Raw genomic sequence first — 26,317 nt, forward strand, 5'->3', positions numbered from 1 at the left:
TTTATTCAAGATTACTACTTCCTATTTGGTCAATCTCATTTACAGGTTTATTTCTTTCCCAATTTTTTTCAAGCTGTTTATAAAGAATATAACAACTAAGTATTCCAAAAGGAATCATTAATAGTCCTAGAAGCATTTCATTCATGTTTTCTAAAGTGTCAGGTGCTGTTAGCCCTAAAATAATTCCAATTAAAGCACCAAAAAAGAATGTTCCAGCATAATATACTACTATACCTAAAATTGCAAAGCCCCATTTATTTTTATCATATTCTTCTGCTAATTTGTAAAAGTATTTACCTAACCAATAAAGAAAAATAATTGATAACATTTATTAAAAGTTTAAATTTGATATGAACAATAAAAGTAAGTAAAAACAAGTAATATTTTTAACCTTTTATAATATCCTTGTATTCCTCAAAAAACCCTTCAAACAAGGTCATATTGATATTAAAGAATTCCATAACATCACGCCAAGTATTTTTATTATGTATAGATACTTTCTGCTCTAGTGGAAGATATATACGAGAGATCTCTTTGCCGTTCTCTAAATAGAATTCTTCTTCATAAATAACATCAGATAGATATTCAGAAGTAAGGATTCCTTTTAAGGCTACAAGCTTTTCCCAGCAATTAATTCGGTTTTCTAAATCGTCTTCGAGGACTAAAGCTATTAATGCTGATTTGGTGTCAAAATGAAACTTGAAGGATAAGCCTTTAATTTTAGTATTATATAACAGCCATTTTTTTGGAAAAGATTTTCCAAAACTCGTCCAAAATTCTTGTCGTAATAATCTACTTTCTTCTCTGCTAAACATTATATAAAATATGCTATTCCTGTACCTAAGATAATCGAAATAAGTTTAGAAAGATTAAACTTATGACCTTCAGTGCTCTCAAATAGTATTGTGGTAGAAATATGTAAAAATATACCTATTACTATGGCATTTATCATGGTAATATCTTGGCTATGAATCTCAGCATTATTAGATATAAAAGTACCCAACGGTGTCATCATAGCAAAAAGCACCAAGAATGCTGTGATCTGGAGTGTGCTAAATTTAGATTGAAATAAAAAGGCACTTATCAGCGCTGCAATTGGTATTTTATGGATAAGTACTCCATATACCATATGATTATGCTCATGAATAGGGAATCCTTCTAAAAAACTATGGATACATAAACTGATAAAAAGCAACCAAGGAAACTTTGTAGTTTCTTCATTATGATGTACGTGTCCATGCTCTGCACCTTGTGATAAAAACTCTAAAATAATCTGAAGTAAAATACCGCACATTATAAGAAGTCCTGTTGTGCGTCCATCTAAATGCTCGTAAACTTCTGCTAATAACTCAAAAATTGTTAATGACAATAAAAATGCACCACTAAACGATAGTAAAAGTTTAGTGCCTATATTCTTTTGTTTTTTTATGAGTAACGCAATTATGACACCAACAACAATGGCTAGTATTGGAAGTAAATACAGATTCATAATTATTTAAAAATCATAATTAATCGCTCAGAGTTATTAGGATAGAATTTCCGCAACTTATAATCACCAAAAACATCTAATAAATATACACCAGCTTGTGCAAACATGTCTTCAAAATCTTTTAGAGTAAATGCTCTTACACGTTCTTGATATTTGTGTGATGCACCATCTATTTCAAATGCTATGTCTTTGACGATGTAACCATTTTTGACACTACGTTTTTGATAAAAATCTATACCTTCAACATGTTTAACATCTTCAGCAACTAAATTATCTATAACATACTCTGCATTCATGAAGTCTATAACGCCAAACCCAAATTCATTTAAAGCGGTTTTTATAGATTTTATGGTTTCTAGATTACAAGATTCATCCTCAAAATATCCAAAACTTGTAAAGAGATTAAAAACAGCATCAAATTGTTCTGGATATGGTTTGCTCATATCGTGAACTTTGAATTTCAAGAGTTCATTTTCAAATTGACTAGCATGCTTTATACTCTGTTCAGATAAATCCACACCAATCACATCGTAACCTAAAGAATTAAGGTAGATAGAATGTCTGCCTTTTCCGCAAGCGAGGTCTAGTATTTTACCTTTCTGAGGAATATTTAGATAATTAGTAAGATTATCCATAAATACTTGGGCTTCATAATAATCTCTGTCTTTATATAAAATGTGGTAGTAAGGTGTGTCAAACCAAGAGGCGTACCACTCTTTCTTCAATTTGGTCATAATGTTAAATGTCCTGCAAAAATAGTTAAATTTGGCATCTAATTACAGGTACTGTATTTTGAATTTAAGACATAGTCGTTTCTACTTGTAATTAATTTCAAATTAATAATTAGTTCTCCCAACATATGGATGATAATTTTAAAATGGTTGCCAAAACACTTTTTGGTTTTGAAGACATCTTAGCGAAAGAGTTGAAACAGCTCGGTGCAATGGATGTGGTAAAAGGTGTTAGGAACGTCAGTTTTGTCGGCGATAAAGGTTTTATGTATAAAGCCAATTTGGGTCTAAGAACTGCAATAAAAATTTTGAAGCCAATTAAGTCTTTCAGAGTTGTAAGAGAAGATGACCTTTACAAAAATGTAAAGCAAATTAAATGGGAGCGTTACTTGAAACCAACTGGTTCTTTGGCAGTTGATGCCACTGTTCATCATAGTGTTTTCACGCATTCAAAATATACAGCATTAAAAGCTAAAGATGCAATTGTAGACCGTTTTAGAGAAAATAATGGAGAACGACCAAACGTAGATTTGCGTTTTCCCGATTTAAAGATAAACGTACATATAGATAGACAACGCTGTACGATTTCTTTAGATACGTCTGGTGAATCGTTACATCGTAGAGGTTATAAAATCGCCACTAATATTGCTCCAATTAGCGAAGTGCTTGCTGCTGGTCTCATAATGATGAGTGGGTGGGATGGACAATCGGACTTTATGGACCCAATGTGTGGAAGTGGAACAATGCTTGCTGAAGCCGCAATGATTGCATGTAATATTCCACCAAATTTGATGCGAAAAGAGTTTGCTTTTGAGCGTTGGGAAGATTGGGATGTTGATTTATTTGAAAAAATTGAAGAATCACTTTTAAAGAAAACAAGAGATTTTCATCATAAGATTATAGGTTATGATAAATCTCCTTCCGCAGTAAGAAAAGCCAAAGAAAATGTAAAAAATGCACATTTAGATGAGTTTATACATGTGCAACATGAAGATTTCTTTAAAACCAGAAAAGCTGGAACAAATAAACTACATATGGTGTTTAATCCACCTTATGGTGAGCGTTTAGATCAATTAAATGTTGAAGAATTTTACGGTAATATTGGAAATACTTTAAAACATGGTTATCCTAATACCGATGCGTGGTTAATAACTTCTAACTTGGAAGCTTTAAAGTTTATTGGACTAAGACCTTCTCGTAAAATAAAAGTCTTTAATGCGAAATTAGAATCGCGTTTGGTGAAATACGAAATGTATGAAGGCAGCAAAAAAGCGAAAAAAAACTAAGTAGCCTGCAATAGCCAAGACTGCTTAATTTAGAAACTAATTGAATATTAAAATCTTAAGCCAAACATTAAACCGATAGTGTTTAACGTAGTTATGCGTTGTTCATCGTTCAGTGAAACATTATTTTCTGTTTCAAATTTATTAAAATCAGATTGTGTTGAAACGTTAAGTCCAACTGTCCAATTGTCTGAGACTTCATAACCGAAACCAAAATAGCCTTGAAAACCAAAGGTCCAGCCACCGAAAACGTCTTCCTCTGTAGTTAAAAGGTATCTGTATTCATCATTGATAATGGTCTGTCCATAAAAACCTGCTGAAATCGTTAAGCTAAATTTGTCACCAATATTTTTGTTAGATCTTATCATTAAAGGAATTTTCAAAAGATCACGTTCATGATAAAAGTTTCCATTACTGTTAAAACCATTTCCACTAAGTTGTAAGAATCCTAAACCTGTTGATAATCCAAAAGCTTCAGAAAAATTGTAGGTGATATGAGCTTCGCCGACGTTTGCATTAAGATCGTAATTAGGTTCGTTATCATTTTCAACCTTTCCATAACCAATTCCTGTCACCAATGTTAAATCAAATCGATTAAAATCGTTTGTGGTGTCATCTTGAGCAATTCCTTGAGTGTTAAAGATTAATGAAAATACTATAATAATTGCATACTTTAACTTCATAAGATTTTTCTTATAAAGATAACTTACAACCTGAAAGTACGCCTGTAGTTTAATCTATTTTTAACATTAGTTATGTAATTCTTCTAATTGAATCGTGTAATCGTATTGAAGATCTTCATGAAGCCCTTTTATTTTTTTCTGAATAGAAACTATTTGGCGTTCGTATAAGTTGCTTAGTGTTCTGTTTCTATGTATTGAAGGATTAAGATCGTTCAATTGATCGCAGAAGTAGAGTAGTAATTCTACCTCGGTAGATTTCTCTAAAGAATAGCGACTATAAACTCGTATTTGTCTGAGAATTTTTCTGATTGTTTTTTTCATGTAGAAATAACTGTCAGTATTTATACCATTAAAAAGTTCATCTAAAGAAGTTTTTACACTCGCTACATAACCATCTTCATCATGAGCTTCAAATAGTAAATAGGTGAGAAGTGCCTTGTTTTCTTTTTTAAATTTACCTAATCTTAAACATAATTCTAATAGATCTTCTTTAGGAAGATGTTGCAATTCCTTTTTTATAGTAACAATAGATTCAATTTTCATAGATCACGAATTTAGTGCTTTTAAAACTGACTGCTTATATGTTTGACCAATAGGAATTTTATACTCATTAATTTGTATTTGATTTCCATTTAATTGATCTAGTTGATGAAGATTAATACAGAAAGATTTATGGGTTCTTAAAAAGTAACTCGGTAAATTATCTATAAAACTTGAGAATGTGCTGTGCGTAATAATTGTTTTGTGTATAGTATGTATTTTAACATAATCACCATAAGCTTCAATGTACAGAATATCCTTTAAATGAACTTTATGCAGTGATTTGTTCTCTTTTAAAATTAAAAAACCTTTTTTAACTATGCTGTCTTCCTCAGAACTAATAACCTTATTTATGGCTGTTAAAAATCTATTATAAGCTATAGGTTTAAGTAAATAATCAACTGCATTAACTTCAAAACCTTCAACCGCATATTGAGGATAGGCAGTAGTAAATATAACTCTAGGTGGGTTTTGTAATGATTTATAAAAATCTAAACCTGTTAGTTTTGGCATATTAATGTCCAAAAATATGAGATCAATATTTTGGTTGAGCTGTAAAAATTTAAAGGCTTCAAAAGCATTATTACAAACCTTCTTTAAGTCTAGTACAGGTGTCTCATTTATAAAATGTTTGAGAACATTTTGCGATGAAGGTTCATCATCAATAATAATACACGAAATAGAGGGATTAGTTCTCATTTTTTAAAGCTAAGTTTACCTGAAATATTTTACTTGTTTCATTAATTTCAAAATCATACCTACCTGGATAAACTAGGTCTAAATTAGTCTTTATATTCTGTATTCCAACACCAGAACGATCTTTATTATGTTGATTTTTAGTTTCACTTTTTGCATTCGTAATGCTAAAATTAAAATCCAATCCAGATTGCCATATTTTGATAGTAATGGCATGTGAAGCCTCATCGTCATAAATGCTGTGTTTATAACTATTTTCTATTAGTGGTAATAGAAGCATCGGATAAATTTTAAAAGTATCATCTTCTATTTCAATGTTAAGAGTAGTTACAGCTGTTTTTGTCCGATGACTTTGAAATGCTATATAGTTTTTTAATAGGTCTAATTCTTCTTTAAGACTTACACGCTCAGTGTTTGCGTCGTATATGACATAACGTAAAATATCTGAAAGTTGCACAATAGCCTCAACTGTACCTTCTTTTTTTTCGAGAGCTAAAGCGTAAATAACATTTAGTGAATTGAATAAAAAATGTGGGTTTATTTGTGATCTAAGCGCTTTTAGCTCTGTTTCAATTTTTAAATTTTTCTGCTTTAACGCATTGTTTTCAATTGTATTAAAATGAAACCAATCTTCAGCAAGTTTAATCAAAGTTGTAGCTGTAAGAAAAATGGTAAATACCAAGAATATATTAAATTCTGATAAATAAGAAATAAAAAAATAATTGTTAAACAATATATCTAATAAAGGCTCTAATAGTAAAGAGCTCAAAAAAGCAAAAAAAATCAAATTTACTATAAAGCTAGTCGTATAATAGATATAATGTTCTTTCTGTAATAATCTAGGAATTAAAACATAGAAATTAACACATGTTGGTATTGCTAAAACTAACAAAAAACTAAGCGTATAAATTACATCTATTGTAATAGGTAATTTACCCTTAGAAAAAACAAATAAGAAAATAATAAATGCCAAAGACCACAGCAACACATTGAAGACTAATGGTCTGTGGAAGTTGGATCGTTTAAAGATAGCGTTAATATTAAGGCTTTGCATTATAAGGTTTTAATGTAGAGGTGTCATCTTTTTTCCATTTGTTTTCGATGTTAGATGCCATGAATTTCTTAAGAAAAGCTTGTAATTCTTCACTACTAGCAGTTAGAACTAGATCATCATCTATACCAACATTTTCATGTTTTAGTTTTAATTTTTGTTCTTTAAATAAACGCTTTAGTACAGTTTCCGAAATCCAAGATAATTTTATACTTCCATCCTCATTAAAATTTACATAAGCAGCTGAATGTGCTTTAATTAAATGTTGTGCTGCCATAGAGTTTATACTTGATTCTTCATATTCGAATGGGGTAAAATCTAAAAACAAATCATCTCCTACTTTAAAGGGCATTGCAATAAATAAGGCGTCCTTATCTCTACTAATGTATTCAACTACATATGCGTTTTTATAGCGTTCAAAAGTATCAAGATCCTCTTTCATTAATTTTGTTTGTCCTTGGTTTTCTTGCTCCCATTCTTTTTTAAACGAAATAAATTTCCAAGTAGATTTACTTTTTGTGATAAAATCACCAATTAAGCGTTCATCAAAATGCTGAGATTCTACAGTATAAAATGGTTGAAGAGACTTTACAATACAAGAACTTAAAAGTAGAGCAAGTCCCATAATAATAAATGAATTTTTGACTTTCATAATTTCTTATTTTATTTGTTTAGATCAAAAGTCTAACACTTTCAGAAGTGTTTCAATTTATTTCGACCAACAAGGATTTGCTCATGCCAAACAATATTAAAAAGTTATATCTTTTAGGTTTAATAATGTTTTCTGATATTCCTTTTAACCTTAAATAATCTGTATATCCCAATTAATAAGATAAAGGCTGAGGCGATTACCAAAATTATACCGTAATACTCTAAGTCTGAAAAAAATTCAAGTTTTATTATGGTTAGGCCTGTTCCGAGAATGACAAGGAACGTCCTGAAATAGGCCAGAAATGTCCGTTCATTTGCCAATTTTGTGCGCTCTATGGCTAACCAATCTCTTGTAATGAGTTGTTTTTTCTCTTTGGAGGGTTTATCGGACATATTATTCAATTCCTTTTAATAAATTTATACTTACCGTTGCTAACTCACTATCAGGAAATCTAGCAAAATGATTATCATCTGGTATGAGACCCGACTGTTCTGCCGCTTTTTTAAATACATCAACTTCTAGTATGTATTGGTCGCTATATCCATGTGTCGCATCATAAGCTGTTGCTGCTGTTTTCCCTATGTTTTTTGAGGTCAATTCTGGATTTATAGTATGAAGCTCTATAATTAATAATCCAAATTTTTCAACATATGGTTTCCATTTGCTTAAATGTTCAACAAGTGACGCTTTTACATCATTATTACTTAATCTTCTACCATTTGAAGCAAATCCTCCAGTAGATTTAGTTGTTATGTGGTGATTCTCTTTTGGTGCTTCCCAAATACGATTATGGTCTAAAAATGTTCTCACATTTAATAAATCTTGAAGGTCAATATTGTAATCTTCTTTGAGGTCTTCTGCCAATAAATCTGGTCTACCAATATCACCCCAAATGACTTTAGCCCATATGTCTGCGGTTATAAGATTAGCTCTAGTAACTTTTAGTGCAGCTTTATTAAAATCTGCTCCTACTAAGAATAACGGATAATCATCAAGCATCTTACCTCTAAGTGTTTGCTGTTCTATGACGTTAAAAATATGCTCTATAAATGCACCATTACCACAACCCATGTCTAGAATTCCTTTTGGTTGTTCATCAATTGGTTTGTTAAACAGATCTATAATGACCTTATCAATAACTTTAAAATAGGTAGCATGTGCGCCGCCGCTTCCCCAAACATTCATTTCGCGGTGTACATGTTTTTCGGTTTCGTTTGGTGATGATGTTTTTAAAATTATTGGATTTCCAAAAATGAGCTCGTCTAATTGCAAAAAGGTAGGTATATATGATACGGTTACACCATACGCACTAGCGCGTTTTGCAAAGAATAATCCTTCATTGGTAAATTGATAGGTATTTCGTTTTTTCTTAAACCAACCTAAATGGGCAAAGAAATCGAGAATTTTTTTGAAACTTTCAGGGTCTTTATGATACTCTTCAGCAGTAAAGGAAGCTTCCATAAAGTATTTATGAAACAATCCGTTAACACCAAGTAATACGATTATTGGACCAGCAATTACGCCTTCAATATGTTTATAAATTTGATAATCAATAGAATCTTCTTTGCTTATTTCAAGATCAAATCCGTTTTCAAATTTTTTAAATATGCGCTCTAATGCAATAAAGGCATCAACACTTATCATCTTTTCTTGCGCAAATCGGTCGGAATACTTCAAAAGTTTAACAGCATCTTCATAAACATCAAAGCGTTCAAAAGCGTCTTTAGATATGGAATTGACACTATAAGTCACCGTATTACTTTCATTATCTAGAGATTGGTTCAACCAACCTTGTGAGCTTAAAACTCGTAGTGCTACATTAAGATAACCTTCATTGGCATTAAAGGTTTTTGCTAATTCAGATACTGTGACGTTTTTATGTTCTAAAATATAAGATGGTACATCTTTTTTATGAAGCGCATAAGCTGAAGTCGCCGTAGCAATACCATCAAGATGTCTGAAAATTGTACTTCGTAATCTGGTTTTATCTGATTTTGTTAGCATAAACGATTGATTAGTACTTAAAGATAAAAAACCATTATGGAAATAATGGTTTTTTAAACGAATAAAGTCATTGTCTTATTCAAAAAGCGATACAATTTTATCTTCATCATCCGCTGTGATTTCAATAAGTAGTTTTTTAAATCCCAAAGTATTTACTTTATATACTTTTGTGCCAATACTCCAGTTTTCTTTTCTTGTAGCATTTGGCATCATTGGAAAACCGTAGCTAAACTTAGAACCATCTGGTTTTGGTCCGACTACATAAAACTGATTTCTATTTTTTGAGTTGTTTCTAATTTTGAATTTGATAAATTTTGCTTCGGGATTCTTAATGTTTTCCGATTCACTTAATGAAAATACTTTTCCACCTTTTTTTGTTTTTACATTATATTTTGAAGGTTTGTTAATGTAAATTAGTTTTCCGTCATTAGAAACATCTGCCCATAACGACGAAATTGGATTTACTTTTACTTTTCCCCATTTCCAAAGATTAACAAAAGCCTTTTCTGCACTTAGTTTACTTGCGTCAACAGTGGCTAATTCTGCAGCAATCCTTAATTCTTTTGTTTTTCCTTCTAGGTAAACATTACCAATTGGTGCTAAAACTTTTAAATACTCATTGTTGAGATTTATCACTTTTGTATCATCATGAGTGCCTGTTTCTAGACGTTTTAGATTTGGTGCTCCAATGGTAATTATTATATTTTGTGATGGTGAAATCCATTCTTTTTGGTCGAGATGTAATGTGCCATCTGTAATGCCTTTATCAATCAATTTTATTAAATTTTCATCTGCCGTTATGGTAAGACTTTCTTTAGCCGACTGGTCAATAGTCACCTTTGCATAAAGATTTATTTTAATTTCTTCAATTGTAGTAACATCAAACGATTGGGTTACTATATTCTTGTTTCCTTTTACTTGTGCTAAGCTTGTCATACCAACAAACAATAGCAATACTGTTAGCTTTTTCATGAGTAATAATTATTTTCTTGTTATAGTTTCTTCTCGGTTATTATATGTTGCTTCGTAGATAATAGTTTCAGGTTTATATTCGAAGGTTATAAATCTGTTGTCGCTTCCTTGTAATTCGAATTCATCGTTATTAAAGCATTTAAATTGCATCCCGAATTGTGCAGATCGTACTTCGACTTTTCCTTCGTAAATACCATCATTGTCGCTATCTGTTAACGTAATGGCTTTTTCCCAAGACGGATTGGTGAATTCGCCTTTAACACTAGGATTATTAATAACTTCTACTGTGCTTAAGTCAATTTTGAAGTTTATAGTTTTTAGATGTGTTTCTTGTACACAATTGGTTAATGATAATGTGATAATGAATATTGAAAGTTGTTTTAAAAGTTTCATGATACGTATGTTTAGTTATTTAATTTTTTAGAAATTAGGTAGTCTAGTCCAAAGCGTCCAGAGCCTAAGAAAAGATTGTAAATGGCAACCCATAAGAAGCTTATGGCTGGTAGCATATTCCAAAGAGGTCCATTAAACTTTTGACAAAAAATGGCAACCAACATTGTGCATATAATTAAGAAAGAAGCGATTCTGGTTTTTAGACCGAGCAAAAGAAAAAGACCGCCAACTGCTTCGCTAAAAGCGCCCATCCAAGCAAAAAATACAGGTGCAATGGCAAATATGCCGCCATAAGCTTTAACATCTTCAGGAAACCATGCCACGACTTCAAACAGTTGTAAATGTCTATCATCAGATGTCCAAGGCATTCCGAATTTATCCGCGCCAAACATCGTTGTTAACCAAAGTCCGCTAAGAACTCTAGGAATTGCAAAAATTAAATCTATAAACCAGTGCTTTTGAAGTACAGGTGTAATTAATAATTTGAATATTGATTTTAATTGTGTCATAACAAATGGGTTTTAATTGTTGTTGACACAAATTTCGGTAGAGATGCTCTTCGTGAGCGACTTATAACGTATTAGAACGTCCTAAATACGATTTGAGACGTCTTAATTTAATTGAGTTTTTAAATATTCAGTAGGTGAGTAGTTGGTAAGTTTCTTAAAAACACGGTTAAAGGTTGCTTTACTATTAAATCCGCATTCTTGGGCAATACCAAGTAATGACAATTGTTTATGCTTGTCTTCCTTCAGCATATTTTTAAATGCATTTACACGATAAGTATTAACAAAATCATTAAAGTTTTTATCAAATGCTGAATTTACAATTTCAGACAGTTGTGCGCGAGACATATTTGCCATTTTTGCTAAATCTGAAAGATTAAGTTCTGGATTCAGGTAGACTTTCTCAACTTCCATTAAATCTTTTACAATTGCAACTTGCTCTTCTGAAAATGATTTTTCTTTTTCAAGGTCTTTAGACTCGTCAGGTATGGCAATAGATTTTGGTGTAAATGTAAAATCTAGTTTATTCAGTTTTGTCGTATCTGTAAAAAAACCTTTAATCCCAATGTACAACATTACAATTGCCATGGTTAGGTTAAGCCACCAACGTTCTTGATAACCTAAGTCTATAAAACGAGAACCAATAATATCTTGTATCGTATCATACAAGAATAATAAACTAAAGAGAATTAAAAAGCTTAATATCCATTTAAGCTCTAGTTTATAAGTATTAGAGAAGTATTGAATGATTTTTTTTCGGTAATTGTAAAACAACTGAAATGTAAATGCTATATACATTAGCATAAATGGTGTTTCCACATAACCCATTACAGATTGCACATAAGCTTCGTCTAATTCAATTTTTAAAACACCATTCTGTGTATCATTAAATCCTGGCTGTAAAGCATCATAAGTATAAATGCTTAATCTATAAACAACGTACAAAAATGCTAATGAAAAGTGCCACCAATGCTTTCTTTTAAATTTAAAATTAGATGTTGTTATAGATTTTACATACAAATAAATTAGTGGTGCAAGTCCAACAGCAATATTTATAAGAAAGTAGTTGATTTTAGTAGTACGAAATGTATCATACCAACCCATAAAACCAACGGTATAGCAAGTTTGATTATAACAAGTTAATAGTAATATTAAGCCAAGAAATAAATCTGAAAGGTTTCGTTTTTTAAAATATCGGTTTAATAACAATACGGTAAAAACAAGTCCTTGTAGAACGAGAATTAATAACGGTAAACTCCACTTATTGAAATCTGGAAACAAACTAATTAGATTTTATTTCCTAAATGTAGTGCATTTATTTACTAAATCTATGAATTATACGTCTCAAATTGTCTCTATCATCACTGAATAAAAGGATTACTCCACTTTTCATTGGTATAAACATCACTGCCAGCTAAAGTTTTCACAAAAGCAAAAACAGCATCTCTTTCGTCTTGCGTTAAGTTTAATTGTTGTCCATTTCCACCTGGTCGTAACCTAACGTCTAGATTATTGTTTGCACCAATAGTTATATCATTATAATGATTAAGTAAAAGATCAAAATTTGTGTTTGTACCAGTGTGCATAAAAGGTCCATTTGCCGAGCCGTCTGCCTTAACAACGTCTCTAAGACTCGGTGAACGTGTAATTGTAAAATCAGTTTCTGAATTGTCGGCAGTACCAATAACACCATTATTTAATGAATTTGGGTCTATACTAAATTCTGGGGCTTGATGGCAACCAGCACAACCTAATCCACCACCAATTCTAGAACCTTGATTATTAAATTGTGGCGGCGCTAAAAATAATTGCTTACCGGTATTTTCTTCGTCTGTAAAATTTTGAAATGGTTGTCCATCATTATTCGCTTGTGCTCTTCCAACATCATATTTGCTATCAAAAGACTGAATACTTCTAATAAATTGAGCCAATGCATTCTGAATTTTAGCTTCTGTAATTTCATCTGTACCATAAGCAAATTCAAAGAGTTCAGAATAGTAGTCTGTTTGTTCTAATTTAGTAATAAGGTTTGCAAAATTTTGATCGCCATTTTCACCACTAAATCCCATTTCTACATGGTCTTGTATTGGCATAGTGGTTTGCATTTCTAAAGTTGAAGCGCGCTCATCCCAAAAGAATTGGTCTTCATCAGAAAATCTCGCATTTACCAATCGCATTGAGTGACGACCAGTAACACCATTTACACCAGTACTTACTTGTGGGTCATCACCAAAAGCTACACTTTGTTTATGGCAACTTGCGCAGGCTATGGTATTATCTGAGGAAAGATTGGTATCATAGAATAAAATACGACCTAAAGTTGCACCTTCATCAGTAATTGTATTTCCATTGGTATTGTCTCTTGTGATATAACTTGGAATTGATTGATTGCTATAATTAGGTAAATTCTCGAAGTCTATATCTAATATGTTTGAGAATTCCGGAATTGTACTCACAGGACCTAAATCCCCATTGTTATCGTTATTACCACACGATACAAATAAAACGAAGCATAATGCAAAAAGAACTGATTTCATAGATTGATTGTTTCAAAATTAGACCGATTAGATTTAGAATGGTTTAATATTAAAACTAAAAAAAGTAAAAAATATTCTCTATTGACCTATTCGTTTAGTATGGATTGCATGGATTTAGGACGAATCGTTTCCAAGTCTTTGGTTTCGTATGGAATGGATTTTAAGATATATTCAAAAGCCCTAATTCTTGCATTTGTTTTTCGGTTTGCTTTAATGATTTTCCAAGGTGCGTAGACTTGAGTTTTTTCAAACATGGCCTCTTTGTACTTGGTGTATTCATCCCAAAGTGTGAGCGCACGTTTATCAACTTCACTAAATTTCCACTTCTTTGTTGGTGTGTTTATGATGTCCTTAAAACGGCGTTGCTGTTCGGTTTTTGTAATTGAGAAATAGAGCTTCAGAAAATATATACCAGATTCTTGTATCATTTTTTCAAACTCATTCACCTGAGACATAAAAATCTCGTATTCTTTTTTGGTGCAGAAGCCATTAACAGGTTCTACAACTGCTCTGTTGTACCAACTTCTGTCAAAGAATACAATCTCGCCATTATTGGGTAATTGATTTATGTAGCGTTGAAAATACCATTGCCCAGATTCTGTTTCGTTAGGTTTTGGCAATGCAACCACTCTTATGGCTCTTGGTGGTAAATGTTGAATGATACGTCTTATAGCACCACCTTTTCCTGCAGCATCTCTACCTTCAAACAATATGACTACTTTTTTGTTGTTAGCAGCAACCCATTGTTGAAGAATTAACATTTCTTCTTGTAGTTTTTCTAGTCGCTTTTCATATTTGACATTATTAACGGTTTTATTAATGTCTAAGCGCTTTTGTCTAAGTAAAGCTAATAAGCCTTTCTTAGTGTTTATAACTTTTATTTCTTTATCGGATAAATTTCTAAGTGGCATATTATTGGTCGAGTTGTATGGTATTTCTAAAATAACGTTGTACGATGTTTGGATCTGGTAAAATGTTTTGAGCATTTTTGCCTTTATTGTCATAGTCAAACAGACTTAGCACATATTTAATACTCTCTAAACGTGCACGTTGCTTGTCATTAGATTTTATAATGACCCAAGGTGAGAAGGAATTATGTGTTCTAGAAAACATCTGATTTTTATACGTGGTGAAGACATCCCAAAGTTCTTGACCCTTTTCGTCAACTGGACTAAACTTCCATTTTTTTAATGGGTTATTCAGACGTTTTTCAAAACGACGTTGTTGCTCATCTTTAGATACTGAGAACCAAAATTTGATTAGAGTAGTGCCAGATTCATAAAGCATGTTTTCAAACTCTGGAACCTGAATCATAAAGCGATTGTACTGTTGTTTTGTACAGAAGCCCATAACAGGTTCTACAACAGCTCTGTTATACCAGCTTCTATCAAAAAATACAATTTCACCGGCATTAGGTAATTCTTTGATGTATCGGTTAAAGTACCATTGATTTTTTTCTACTTCCGTAGGTTTATTTAATGCTACGATTCTCATTGCCCTTGGATTAAGATGTTCCTTAAAACGTTTTATGGTTCCACCTTTACCAGATGCATCTCTACCTTCAAAAATGATAGCAATTTTCTTATTTTCCTTTTGAACCCATCTTTGAAATTCTACCAATTCTGCTTGAAGCGGAAGCAGTTCTTGTTCGTATTCGTATTTTTCTAAAGCAGATTTAAAAATTGGATTTTCGTGTTGGTGTTCCTCGAGATAGGACACCAAATCAGAGTGTTTTTTGAAAGTTGAGAGAATCTCTTGTGTTAGCATATATAGAATTTTGTCTGTAAGTTATCAAATATAGCCTAACGTTCTTTTAATTCTTATGATAGATGTCATTTTTTATAAAAACGAAAAGCCTTTCAAATATTGAAAGGCTTTAAGCATTTGTATTTATACTAGTTATCTATCTTAATTTAGGATAGTCATTCGGACTTAATTCGTGCATGATATCATAAACGGCTTCAAAAATATCTTCTGTTGAAGGCTTAGAGAAATAATCTCCATCGCTACCATAGGCTGGTCTGTGTGCTTGAGCGGCCAATGTTTTTGGTTGACTATCTAAATATTGAAATACATTTTGCTCATTTAATATTTGGTCTAAAATATAAGATGATGCGCCACCTTTTACATCTTCATCTATCACCAAAACTCTATTGGTTTTGGCAATACTCTTTACAATATCATGATTAATATCAAAAGGTAATAATGACTGCACGTCAATTACTTCGGCGTTAATACCAACTTCTAAGAGTTCTTTTGCAGCTTGCTCAACAAGTCGTAATGTAGAACCATAAGACACAAGCGTAATGTCATCACCTTCTTTTAATGTTTCTACAACACCAATAGGTGTTTTAAATTCGCCAATATTGTTTGGCAATTTTTCTTTTAGACGATAACCGTTAAGACATTCTACAACTAAAGCTGGGTCATCACTTTCTAATAATGTGTTATAAAAACCTGCAGCTTTGGTCATGTTTCTTGGAACAAGCACATGAATTCCTCTAACAAGATTTAAAATGCCACCCATTTGAGAGCCAGAATGCCATATACCTTCTAATCTATGTCCACGAGTTCTAACAATTAATGGTGCTTTTTGTCTTCCTTTTGTTCGGTAATGTACGGTTGCTAAATCATCACTTATAATCTGAAGCGCATACATTAAATAGTCTAAATATTGAATCTCTGCAATGGGTCTTAAACCACGCATTGCCATACCAATACCTTGACCAACAATTGTTGCTTCCCTAATACCAGTATCTGCAACTCTTAATTCGCCATACTTTTCTTGTAATCCTTCGAGTCCTTGATTTACGTCACCGATGTAACCTGCATCTTCACCAAAAATTAATGCCTCTGGGTATTTATTGAAAATAGCGTCAAAGTTTTCTCTAAGTACAATACGTCCATCAACCATTTTAGCGTCGTTGTCGTAAGTAGGTGATGCTTCAACTTGCTTAAGTGGACTCATTTCAGACTCACTATATAAGTGAGAGCTATACTTTGGTTGAGTTACAGCCAAGTAATTGTCAATCCAATTTTGTAATGCTGTTTTGTGAGTAGAATCTTCAGAAATAACATAACGTAACGCTTTACGAGCCACAGAAATGATATCTTTTTTAAGTGGTTCTTCAATAGAAGCAAGATCACTACTAAGTTTAGATATAAATACTTTATTTACACTTGTTTTTGCTAATTCATTGAGTAGAGCTATAGCTTCATTTCTTTCCTGTTGAATAGGTCCTATGAAAGATGCCCAAGCAGCTTTTTTACCTTCTCGAACAGCTTTTTTGATGTTTCGTTCTAATGCATTTAATTCTTCGTCTGTTGCAATGTTGTTTGCAATCATCCATTTGCGCATTTGCGCATTACAATCGTATTCAGCTTCCCATTGTAAACGCTCTTGATTTTTATAACGTTCGTGAGAACCAGAAGTAGAGTGTCCTTGCGGTTGCGTCAATTCATCAACATGAATTAAAACTGGGACATGTTCTTTTCTTGAAAGTTGTGATGCACGTTGATAAGTATCAATAAGTTCTGGGTAGTTCCAACCTTTAACTATAAAGATTTCATAACCGTTATTATCTTCATCACGCTGGAATCCTTTTAAAATTTCAGAAATATTTTCTTTAGTCGTTTGGTGTCTAGCATGCACCGAAATACCATAGTCGTCATCCCAAACGCTAATTACCATCGGTACTTGTAAAACACCGGCTGCGTTAACAGTTTCAAAAAATAATCCCTCACTCGTACTAGCATTACCTATTGTTCCCCAGGCTACTTCATTTCCTTTATTAGAAAAATTAGTCGCGTTTATGCCTTCTACATTTCTAAAAATCTTTGACGCTTGCGCTAAACCTAATAATCTTGGCATTTGACCAGCAGTAGGTGATATGTCAGAACTAGAATTATATTGTTTAGTCAAATTCTTCCAATGACCATTTTCATCTAAGCTATGAGTAGTAAAATGGCCACCCATTTGTCTTCCTGCTGACATTGGCTCTTCTTTGAGATCTGTATTGGCATATAAACCAGCAAAAAACTGTTCAATCGTAAGTTCACCAATGGCCATCATAAAAGTTTGGTCTCTGTAGTAACCGGAGCGCCAATCGCCTTTTTCATAAGCTTTAGCCCAAGCAATTTGAGGAATCTCTTTACCGTCACCAAAGATTCCGAATTTAGCTTTACCTGTAAGAACTTCTCTTCTTCCAAGTAAACTACATTCGCGACTGGTTACAGCAAGTTTGTAATCGTTTATAACTTCTGCTTTAAAGTCTTCAAATGTAATTTCTGTTTTAGTATCAGGATTCGTCTTCATTCAGGTCTTATTTTGGTCATGCAAAGCTACAAAAATAAGATGTGCTGTGCAATAGCCTAAAACGTTATATTATTGAATTATTATCAATAAAAGGCTTTAAAAAATAAATATGAATCAAAATAATTTAAAAAATTAACACATTACTAAGAATATGTTAATACCATTTACGTGTAAATAGGCCAAGTAGAACTTGTGGGTCTACAGTAATAATAAAACGTATGCGTTCTCCATAATTTGGTTGCGCTATTTCCCATCCAAGGTTTGAATAGACAGGAAAAAACAATTCAAAATAATCAGGAACAAGGTTTAATCTTATACCAGAATCGTAAACAAATTGAGCATTACTGAATTTATTCTTTACCAAACCAACATCCCCGTAAGCTTGAATATATCTCCAGATAGAGGTACTAAAGTTTGCAGTGGTCATCCATTGGTTAGCAAATGGGGTATCTAGCATAGATTTAAATCCACCTTCAGCTATTATGATTTGCTGACTAAATAATCCTGCAGCTTCAGATCTACCTAGATAATTAAGATCAAATAAATAATCTGTTGGTCTATCTAAGGCAAAACTGAAATAATCTGAATTGGGGTCAGTACTATTATTTAAAAACATCCCAGCAAAAAATCTAAAATCAATATTTCTATTGCTTTTAGTTAAAATTCGATATTCATAGTTGACTGAGAGTTTACTGAAATTTTCTGCGAGTTGAAAATCAGCATTAAAGCTGGAGAAATTTATTAGACCAGGTTTAAAATGTGTATAACGTAAGTTAAAAACACCATAATCTGGTTCTTGCTCATCAAAATCAATAATGGCGTCTTCACCGATTTCTCTACTGATACTTACATATCTCGCTGAAATACGGTCTCTTGTATCTTCTCTAAAGTCATCATCATTTCTAAATGTAAGTGATATTGACGGTGTAATAGAAGTGAAGAAAGCATCTTGAGCGAACGATCTGTAGCTAGCACCTAGTCCGTATGTGAGATCAAACAAGTTTTGATTTTCTAGGTTATGCGTATAGGAAATAGAAGTAGAACCAGTTAAAGCTCTAGATTTGGTGGCATATTGAGGCGAAAATCTATAGTTGAGCCGTTTTCTTAAAATGGTTTTATTGTAAACTTTAGTACCTAAGGTTAAGCCATCATATATATTTCTGAATTCAACTAATGGCATAAAGAAGATTTGATTGTAATACGGATCTTCTACATCTTTGAAAAGTCTTATCTGAAAAGGTTTATTATTCAAAAACGAACCATTTACAGCTTTATAATTATCTCTCTGATTAAATTCTGGCATGACATTGTAGTAGTCTAACACAAATTTGTCGGTGCTATCTTTTGGAATTGAAATTGTTTTTGTACCAAAGATATTTTCGACCCATTGTTTTCCAATAATTGAATCATTACTCAATCGAAACAAAGACACAGGCATACTGTTATCTCTTTTATTTTTTATGGTCACCTTTATAGAATCTTCAGTTGTTTCTATTGATTTAATTTTAAAATCTATCTTCTTCCTAGTGTCCACGTAATCCGAGAAAAACCAATCAATATTTTTATCAGTTTTTGTATTTAGATAATTTTCAAAATCTTTAATTTTAATATCAGTTTTAAGCGCATTTTGAGTCAAAAACTTAGATATAGTTTCTTTTAGATTTATGTCATCGGTGAAATCTTCTAAATAGTAAAATCCTTGTCCTGCCTTGTATCTTCCAGCAATGTTTGAATTGAATTTAATAAGTGAGTCCTTCGAAGTAGTTAATGGCTGATCTCTGTTTTTTCTTGCAATCTCCATGGCATACAAGAAATATTGAAAGTTAAAATCTAGGTCTGCCGCGTGAAACGCCCTAATTCCCCATACATCAGCTAAATTTCCTAACAATTTCATGTCAGGATAATATTCATCCACATATTTTGATAAAAAATAAATCTGTAAACCCTCTGTTAACCAATGCTCTTTTCTTGGGTTCAGAAGTAATATGTTATTTAAGTACTTTTTAAGTGCTGTCTTTAGTAATTTCAGCTCGTATTGGAACTGATTAGGAAATGGACTTAAAAAATCGGGTAATTGATTAAGTCCATAAAGTGGACTTTGTCTATAGTCAACCTCCGAAACTAATAAGTTTTTGTGCGGATAGTTTCCAATATTTTTAGTTAAGAATCTGGTTATTCTGTCCGTTAATATAGCCTTTTCACTTCCGCTAACATCTTTCTCATTAATATTTGAGATGACTACAAAATCATCCGTTTGAACGCGTCTAAATCTTGGGTATTTTGACAATGACAGATATGTGTCTGTTCTATCTTTTCCGAAGAAACGACTTATTTGATAATTGTCTTTTGGATATGGTATCATTTCAACAACATCTAATTCTGATGTTGCTCTGTAATTGATTGGATGTTTTAAAGTGATTGAAACATTAGACTTTGGGATATACAAGTCGTTAAGATTCTTATTACTGTAATAATGCCATTCACCATCAAAAACAGCTGGGGAAATGTACCAATATTTTAATTCGAAATCTTTGGTTTTTGTATATCCGTAATCTGTGAAAGTTGCATCCGGTAAAACAATGGAATATGTTAGGCTTATCTTATACGATTCTGTTGGTTTAAGCGGTTCTTTTAATGTAACTTTTAATACATCAGGATGATCCTCTAGATATTCATAATCAAGAACGGCATTTGAATATAAATCACTTATAGAAGTGATAGATGTAAATCCTCTTTGTCTATCTTTAGCTAGATGAAATTTAGTGCTAAACTCTTCTTCAAATCGTTTAGCTAATGGTGTTGATTTCGTTGAATAACTATGAATCCAATCGTGAAGATATATCTCTTTAAGACTTTGTTTAGATTCATTTTTATAGTATATGGTTTGATTGATAGAAATGGTTTTTGACTCCACATTAACAATACCATTAACATCAATAGCGTTTTGTGCATGTATTATTGAATAGCACAGAATTAAAAAAACAGTAATTTGGATTTTGATTTTCAATGCTTCACAATAAATTTTAAATTTTCATTTTTCTTTCCTTGAATCGAAATGAAGTATATACCATTAACTAGCTCTGTTGTATTAATGGTATGTTTATGATTATCGTTTAGGTAAGTTGTTGAAATATGCTTACCCAATTGATCATGAATTTTCAATGTTCTACCAAAATATTCTGAAGAGTAATTAATCGTTAATTCTTCGTCTATAACAGTTTTATCTAATGATAAATTTTGGCTTAAAAGCGATTCTTGGTCTATTGATAACGTAACATTTGCTTCTAATGATAATGTTACTGGTAAATGATCACTAAAGTCATGCAACGCATCTCTTATTGCAAAAGAATATGTAGAGCTCGCATTACCACAATTTGATGAATTTATAGCGCTGTTATAACAAGCGCCAAAACCATTATTTCCGTATGCTTGAAATGAATCTGTTACATAATTAATAGTACTCATTCCAATCATATTTTCTGAAGTTAAAAGGAAATCAAATCGGCTATCCATTCCACCTCCAGCGCCACCGAGATTGCTCTGTGTTCTTGTTGATTGTGTAAATACGTCTACAAAGTTTGGGTTATTATTCCAGGCCCCAATTCTGTTAGGTGGATCTACAAAGGTGATGTGATTTATATCATCTATAAGCTCTTGAAATGCAGGTTCGCTGGCTGAATATACGTTGAGGTCTCCACCTAAAATAACATTTGCATCTGCTGGTAAGGTGTCAAGATAATTCTCAAGATTGAGAATCATATTAAACCTTCTATTTTCGTTAACAACACCTGTTGAAGCCTTTAAATGACATACAACAACGTATAAATCAATAGGATTAGTCGCTTGGTCAACGGTCTTTAGTTGTAATCTATAAATGTTGAAATCTCGTAAATCAGTAGGAACAATCACTTCTTCTTCTAAGGTGAATTTTGAGGTGTCGTAGTATAATAAATTCTGTAATTCATTAGAGTTACCTGAGTTGTCGTCGGATGTGTTTGAAACATAAGACGCCATTTCAAAACTTGTACTAATGGCAGTTTTGGTGATATTTAAAACGTCGTTTGCACCAGTTATGTTATTTAGTTCGCAAACTAAAAAAAGATCTGGTTGGTAGTCGGAAAGTATCAGGTCTAAATCGTCAATACGATTTGGCACAGCATCTTCATTCGGGTAATTTAGAAGATTGTAAAACATAACTTTAAATGTTTCTTGTGCAGAAACATTTATGCATGTCCATAACAAAACTGCAAAAAGACCTATTGTTTTCTTTTTCATAGCGGTGAAATAAAAAATATATCTTTTTAAAAATTAGGACTTAATCTATATTCTTTATAGAAATTGTTAAGTATGTCAATAACTTCGTCCGAAGTATCTACTAAATGAATTAAGTCTAAATCTTTTGGGCTTATATTACCAGCTTCAAGCAATTTGTTTTTAATCCAATCTATTAATCCGCCCCAAAATTCTTTTCCTACTAATATGATTGGAAAGGTTTCAATTTTACGAGTTTGAATTAAAGTCATGGCTTCAAATAATTCGTCTAATGTTCCAAAACCACCTGGCATAACGACAAAACCTTGAGAGTACTTCACAAACATTACTTTTCTAACGAAAAAGTAATCGAAGTCTAAACTCTTGTCGCTGTCAATGTAAGGATTGTCGTGCTGTTCAAAAGGTAATTCAATATTAAGACCTACGGATGTTCCTCTTGCTATATGAGCACCTTTATTACCAGCTTCCATAATTCCTGGGCCACCACCTGTAATCACACCATAGCCATGTTCTACAATTTTTTGAGCTACATCTTCAGCGAGTTTATAATATTTATGATCTGGTTTTGTTCTAGCAGAACCAAATATTGATACACAAGGCCCAATTTTACTAAGTTTTTCATAACCAGTAACAAATTCTCCCATAATTTTAAAAATTGCCCAGGAGTCATTTGTTTTTATTTCATTCCAACCTTTGTGTTTATGTTCTTTTCTCATGTATTGTTGTTAAATATTAATTCGAGACGTACTAATATAATCCTTTTAGAAATAGGATAAATATTACAGAATTAAATTTAAGAAATAATTAATTCAATTCTTTTTTTAAAAATTGAGCCGTGTAGCTTTTTTTATTCTTGATAATATCTTCAGGTGTACCAACTGCAACGACTTGTCCACCACCTTTTCCGCCTTCATAACCAATGTCAATAATATGGTCAACTGTTTTTATAACATCTAAATTGTGTTCAATGATTAGAACAGTGTTGCCTTTTTCCACCAGTTCGTTTAAAACTGTCATCAGTACTCTAATATCTTCAAAATGAAGTCCTGTGGTAGGTTCATCTAAAATATAAAAGGTATTGCCTGTATCTCTTTTACTAAGCTCTGTAGCAAGTTTAATGCGCTGTGCTTCACCACCAGAAAGTGTAGTGCTCTGCTGACCTAAAGTGATATATCCCAAGCCTACATCTTGGATTGTTTTGAGTTTTCTGTGAATTTTTGGTATGTGCTCAAAGAAATTAACGGCTTCATCAATGGTCATTTCTAAGACATCACTAATTGATTTTCCTTTATATCTTATTTCTAAGGTTTCTCTATTGAACCTTTTTCCTTGACATGTCTCACATTCTACGTACACATCTGGTAAAAAATTCATTTCAATAACCTTTAATCCTCCACCTTGACATGTTTCGCATCTTCCACCAGCGACATTAAAACTAAATCTACCAGGCTTATATCCACGAATCATAGCTTCTGGGACCATAGCAAATAGTTTTCTTATTTCATCAAATGTCTTAGTATAGGTAGCGGGATTACTTCGTGGTGTTCGGCCTATTGGCGATTGATTGATATCAATTACCTTATCAATATGTTCTAAACCTTTTATGCTTTTATATGGCATTGGCTTTTTTACACCATTAAAAAAATGGGCATTTAAAATAGGGTAGAGGGTTTCGTTAATTAAAGTAGATTTGCCACTTCCAGAAACTCCAGTTACGCCAATCATCTTACCTAAAGGTAATTCAATATTTATATTTTTTAAGTTATTACCAGTACAACCTTTAAGTATCAATTTTTTACCATTACCTTTTCTACGTTTTTTAGGTATTTCTATTTCTTTTTCACCGTTTAGGTATGCGGCTGTTAAAGTGTGCTCTTTTAATAATGCTTTAGGTGTACTTTCACTTATAATCTCGCCACCATGTTTCCCAGCAAATGGTCCAATATCAATAACATGATCCGCACGCTCTATCATGTCTTTATCATGTTCTACGACAATTACTGAGTTGCCAACATCTCGAAGAGACTCTAAAGAATTAATCAATTTTTCATTGTCTCGTTGATGTAATCCAATACTTGGCTCATCTAATATATACAAAACACCTACCAATTGAGAACCTATTTGAGTTGCTAACCTAATGCGTTGTGCTTCTCCACCTGATAATGATTTAGAACTACGGTTAAGCGATAAATAAGTTAAACCTACATCTATTAAAAATTGCGTACGTGCTTTAATTTCTTTTATAATTTCAGATGAAATTTGGAGCTGTTTTTTTGATAATCTTTGATCTAACCCTTCTAACCATTCACCTAGTTCAATAATATCCATTTTAACAATGTCAGCAATGCTCTTTCCATCAACTTTAAAATAGAGTGATTCCTTTCGGAGTCTTGAACCATGGCATTCCGGACATTCAACTTTATCCATATATTCTTTAGCCCAACGCACTAGTGATGTGGAATTAGACTTGTATTGAGACTCTATAAAGTTCGCAACACCTTCAAAATCTATATTATAGTTTCTTGAAACACCAAGCAGTTTACTTTCTACAGTAAATTTATCCTTGCCACCATAAAGGATCATTTGTTTTGCCTCTTCAGGGATATCTTTCCATGCATCATTTAATGAAAAGTCAAAACGCTGTGCGATGGTATCAAACTGTTTGAAAATCCAGCTTTTCTTTTCTGGGCCATGAGGTGCCAATGCACCTTTTCTTATTGAGAGTGTGTCGTCAGGAACTAATTTTTTTTCATTTACAACATATAATTCACCTATACCGTTACATGAAGGACAAGCACCTTTTGGGGAGTTAAATGAAAAATTATTTGGTTCTGGGTTTGGATAAGAAATTCCGGAGCTAGGACACATTAGATTACGACTAAAGTATCTTACATCATTAGTATCTTGATCAATAACCATTAATACGTCGTCACCATGATACATTGCTGTATTAATTGATTCCATCAATCTTTTTTCGTTATCCTGGGCCCCATCTATTTTTAAACGGTCAATAACAATTTCAATATCATGAGTTTTATAGCGATCTAGTTTCATCCCTTTTTCAAGGTTAACTATTTCACCATCAGTTCTCACTTTTACAAAGCCTTGTTTAGCTATTTGCTCAAATAATTCACGATAGTGTCCTTTTCTAGAACGAATCACAGGGCTTAGGATATTAATTCTTTTACCTTCATATGATTCTAAAATCAGCGCTTTGATTTGTTCATCACTGTAGCTCACCATCTTTTCCCCAGTTTCATAACTGTAGGCATCGGCTGCTCTAGCAAATAATAATCTTAGAAAGTCATAAATCTCAGTAATGGTCCCAACAGTGGAACGCGGTGATTTGTTTGTTGTTTTTTGCTCAATAGCGATCACAGGTGAAAGACCATCAATTTTATCTACATCTGGTCGCTCTAAACTACCCAAAAATTGACGTGCATAAGCAGAAAACGTTTCTATGTATCTACGCTGTCCTTCTGCATAGATGGTATCAAATGCCAAAGAAGATTTACCACTGCCAGAAAGCCCTGTGATGACTACAAGTTTCTCTCTTGGAATAGTAACATCAATATTTTTAAGATTGTGAACTCTTGCGCCCTTTACTTCAATAGAATCGTGAAATGCTGTCATAGATTTTACAAAGTTGCAAAGGTACAACTTTAGATGTTAAATAGTTGTGAAGTCTCAATATGAAAAATAGTAACTTACTTATGAGCGGAATGCTTTAATGTTAGTGTCAATTGTAGAGAAAAACTTATATTGAAGGCTCTTTTTTAACTTGTTTTATATATGTCGAAAAACAAAACATGGATGCAACTACTCCAAGATTTGATTGAAGCTATTTTAGCGGCCCTAGGTCATAAGTCTGCTAAAAAAAGAACTTGGCATCAGCACGTCGTGCCTTATGAAAATGTATGGGCAGTTAGACGCGAAGGCAATAAAAGAATCACCTCAAAGCATAGAAAGCAGACTACTGCAATTAGAAGAGCAAAAGTATTGGCTAAAAGATATGATGCAGATGTAATAATACACAGAGAAACAGGTGGTATTAGAGATAGGATAAGTTATGGGAAGCATTAAGTTTTGTTATTTGTAGAATTCCTTAAAAGGAACTTCTTTGAAAAATTTATATATTTGTTAAACCCACTACTTAGATTTAATTTCCTTTTTATTGGTAATCAAGGATTTCA

Annotated in this window: 25 protein-coding genes; 2 read left to right on the forward strand and 23 right to left on the reverse strand. The window is 32.4% G+C overall.

The genetic code is table 11. From position 1 onward, the window contains the following. Window position 1: 1 nt before the first annotated feature. Genes HRU50_RS10560 through HRU50_RS10575 form a run of 4 tightly spaced genes read right to left on the reverse strand, consistent with a single transcriptional unit; the run spans window position 2 to window position 2,223 of the window. A complete protein-coding gene (locus HRU50_RS10560) occupies window positions 2-328 on the reverse strand; it encodes a hypothetical protein (RefSeq protein WP_296351026.1) in 327 nt (108 codons plus the stop codon). A gap of 58 nt (window positions 329-386) precedes the next feature. Next, a complete protein-coding gene (locus HRU50_RS10565) occupies window positions 387-815 on the reverse strand; it encodes a DUF4268 domain-containing protein (RefSeq protein WP_296351028.1) in 429 nt (142 codons plus the stop codon). Further along, window positions 815-1,489 carry a ZIP family metal transporter gene (locus tag HRU50_RS10570; RefSeq protein WP_296351031.1) on the reverse strand — a complete coding sequence of 225 codons (675 nt, stop codon included), beginning with the start codon at window positions 1,487-1,489 and terminating at the stop codon, window positions 815-817. The genes HRU50_RS10565 and HRU50_RS10570 overlap by 1 nt, the downstream gene beginning before the upstream one ends. A 2-nt stretch (window positions 1,490-1,491) precedes the next feature. Then, window positions 1,492-2,223 carry a methyltransferase domain-containing protein gene (locus HRU50_RS10575; protein WP_296351033.1) on the reverse strand — a complete coding sequence of 244 codons (732 nt, stop codon included), beginning with the start codon at window positions 2,221-2,223 and terminating at the stop codon, window positions 1,492-1,494. Window positions 2,224-2,348: 125 nt separating this feature from the next. Here HRU50_RS10575 and HRU50_RS10580 point away from each other — a divergent pair, with 125 nt between their 5' ends. Next, entirely contained in the window at window positions 2,349-3,506 is a 1,158-nt protein-coding gene (locus tag HRU50_RS10580) for a THUMP domain-containing protein (protein WP_296351035.1), read from the forward strand. 47 nt (window positions 3,507-3,553) lie between these two features. Here HRU50_RS10580 and HRU50_RS10585 read toward each other — a convergent pair whose 3' ends face one another. From HRU50_RS10585 to uvrA, 19 genes are all read right to left on the reverse strand, one after another. Then, on the reverse strand, window positions 3,554-4,186 hold the full coding sequence (locus HRU50_RS10585; protein ID WP_296351036.1) for an outer membrane beta-barrel protein: 633 nt from the start codon (window positions 4,184-4,186) through the stop codon (window positions 3,554-3,556). 66 nt (window positions 4,187-4,252) lie between these two features. Further along, complete coding sequence (locus HRU50_RS10590) at window positions 4,253-4,729, reverse strand: hypothetical protein (protein WP_296351037.1); 477 nt, start codon at window positions 4,727-4,729, stop codon at window positions 4,253-4,255. A 3-nt stretch (window positions 4,730-4,732) separates the two neighbouring features. Beyond that, on the reverse strand, window positions 4,733-5,425 hold the full coding sequence (locus tag HRU50_RS10595; RefSeq protein ID WP_296351039.1) for a LytTR family DNA-binding domain-containing protein: 693 nt from the start codon (window positions 5,423-5,425) through the stop codon (window positions 4,733-4,735). Continuing rightward, window positions 5,415-6,071 (reverse strand): sensor histidine kinase, encoded by a 657-nt coding sequence (locus HRU50_RS10600; protein ID WP_296351042.1) that lies wholly within the window; start codon window positions 6,069-6,071, stop codon window positions 5,415-5,417. Before HRU50_RS10600 ends, HRU50_RS10595 begins: the two co-directional genes overlap by 11 nt. Window positions 6,072-6,462: 391 nt before the next feature. Continuing rightward, window positions 6,463-7,125, reverse strand: a complete 663-nt coding sequence (locus tag HRU50_RS10605; RefSeq protein ID WP_296351043.1) for a hypothetical protein — start codon at window positions 7,123-7,125, stop codon at window positions 6,463-6,465. 119 nt (window positions 7,126-7,244) lie between these two features. Continuing rightward, on the reverse strand, window positions 7,245-7,517 hold the full coding sequence (locus tag HRU50_RS10610) for a DUF202 domain-containing protein (RefSeq protein WP_296351045.1): 273 nt from the start codon (window positions 7,515-7,517) through the stop codon (window positions 7,245-7,247). Between the two features lies 1 nt (window position 7,518). Continuing rightward, window positions 7,519-9,129, reverse strand: a complete 1,611-nt coding sequence (locus tag HRU50_RS10615; RefSeq protein ID WP_296351047.1) for a class I SAM-dependent methyltransferase — start codon at window positions 9,127-9,129, stop codon at window positions 7,519-7,521. A gap of 75 nt (window positions 9,130-9,204) precedes the next feature. Beyond that, window positions 9,205-10,101 carry a DUF2807 domain-containing protein gene (locus HRU50_RS10620; RefSeq protein ID WP_296351049.1) on the reverse strand — a complete coding sequence of 299 codons (897 nt, stop codon included), beginning with the start codon at window positions 10,099-10,101 and terminating at the stop codon, window positions 9,205-9,207. Between the two features lie 9 nt (window positions 10,102-10,110). After that, a complete protein-coding gene (locus tag HRU50_RS10625; protein ID WP_296351051.1) occupies window positions 10,111-10,494 on the reverse strand; it encodes a hypothetical protein in 384 nt (127 codons plus the stop codon). A gap of 11 nt (window positions 10,495-10,505) precedes the next feature. Then, window positions 10,506-11,003 carry a DoxX family membrane protein gene (locus tag HRU50_RS10630; protein ID WP_296351052.1) on the reverse strand — a complete coding sequence of 166 codons (498 nt, stop codon included), beginning with the start codon at window positions 11,001-11,003 and terminating at the stop codon, window positions 10,506-10,508. Between the two features lie 102 nt (window positions 11,004-11,105). Continuing rightward, window positions 11,106-12,281, reverse strand: a complete 1,176-nt coding sequence (locus tag HRU50_RS10635; RefSeq protein WP_296351054.1) for an AraC family transcriptional regulator — start codon at window positions 12,279-12,281, stop codon at window positions 11,106-11,108. An 80-nt stretch (window positions 12,282-12,361) separates the two neighbouring features. Continuing rightward, a complete protein-coding gene (locus HRU50_RS10640) occupies window positions 12,362-13,537 on the reverse strand; it encodes a cytochrome-c peroxidase (RefSeq protein WP_296351056.1) in 1,176 nt (391 codons plus the stop codon). 86 nt (window positions 13,538-13,623) lie between these two features. Beyond that, window positions 13,624-14,448: a polyphosphate kinase 2 gene (gene ppk2, locus HRU50_RS10645; RefSeq protein ID WP_296351058.1), complete on the reverse strand. Its 825-nt coding sequence runs from the start codon at window positions 14,446-14,448 to the stop codon at window positions 13,624-13,626. Window position 14,449: 1 nt separating this feature from the next. Continuing rightward, window positions 14,450-15,304 carry a polyphosphate kinase 2 gene (gene ppk2 / locus HRU50_RS10650; RefSeq protein ID WP_296351060.1) on the reverse strand — a complete coding sequence of 285 codons (855 nt, stop codon included), beginning with the start codon at window positions 15,302-15,304 and terminating at the stop codon, window positions 14,450-14,452. 136 nt (window positions 15,305-15,440) lie between these two features. Further along, entirely contained in the window at window positions 15,441-17,852 is a 2,412-nt protein-coding gene (locus HRU50_RS10655; protein ID WP_296351062.1) for a thiamine pyrophosphate-dependent enzyme, read from the reverse strand. A 154-nt stretch (window positions 17,853-18,006) separates the two neighbouring features. Next, window positions 18,007-20,859, reverse strand: a complete 2,853-nt coding sequence (locus HRU50_RS10660; protein ID WP_296351064.1) for a metalloprotease — start codon at window positions 20,857-20,859, stop codon at window positions 18,007-18,009. Further along, window positions 20,856-22,127: a T9SS type A sorting domain-containing protein gene (locus HRU50_RS10665; RefSeq protein ID WP_296351066.1), complete on the reverse strand. Its 1,272-nt coding sequence runs from the start codon at window positions 22,125-22,127 to the stop codon at window positions 20,856-20,858. Before HRU50_RS10665 ends, HRU50_RS10660 begins: the two co-directional genes overlap by 4 nt. Before the next feature lie 26 nt (window positions 22,128-22,153). Then, the gene (locus HRU50_RS10670; RefSeq protein ID WP_296351068.1) at window positions 22,154-22,840 is read right to left on the reverse strand and encodes a TIGR00730 family Rossman fold protein; all 687 of its coding nucleotides are present in this window, start codon (window positions 22,838-22,840) and stop codon (window positions 22,154-22,156) included. 88 nt (window positions 22,841-22,928) lie between these two features. Then, window positions 22,929-25,757, reverse strand: coding sequence for an excinuclease ABC subunit UvrA (gene uvrA, locus HRU50_RS10675; RefSeq protein WP_296351069.1), 2,829 nt, complete (start codon window positions 25,755-25,757; stop codon window positions 22,929-22,931). Window positions 25,758-25,916: 159 nt separating this feature from the next. Here uvrA and HRU50_RS10680 point away from each other — a divergent pair, with 159 nt between their 5' ends. Continuing rightward, window positions 25,917-26,207 carry a DUF2188 domain-containing protein gene (locus tag HRU50_RS10680; protein ID WP_296351071.1) on the forward strand — a complete coding sequence of 97 codons (291 nt, stop codon included), beginning with the start codon at window positions 25,917-25,919 and terminating at the stop codon, window positions 26,205-26,207. Window positions 26,208-26,317: the final 110 nt, after the last annotated feature.

Origin of the sequence: Winogradskyella sp. (genome assembly GCF_013213835.1) — a bacterium.
Lineage (GTDB): Bacteria > Bacteroidota > Bacteroidia > Flavobacteriales > Flavobacteriaceae > Winogradskyella.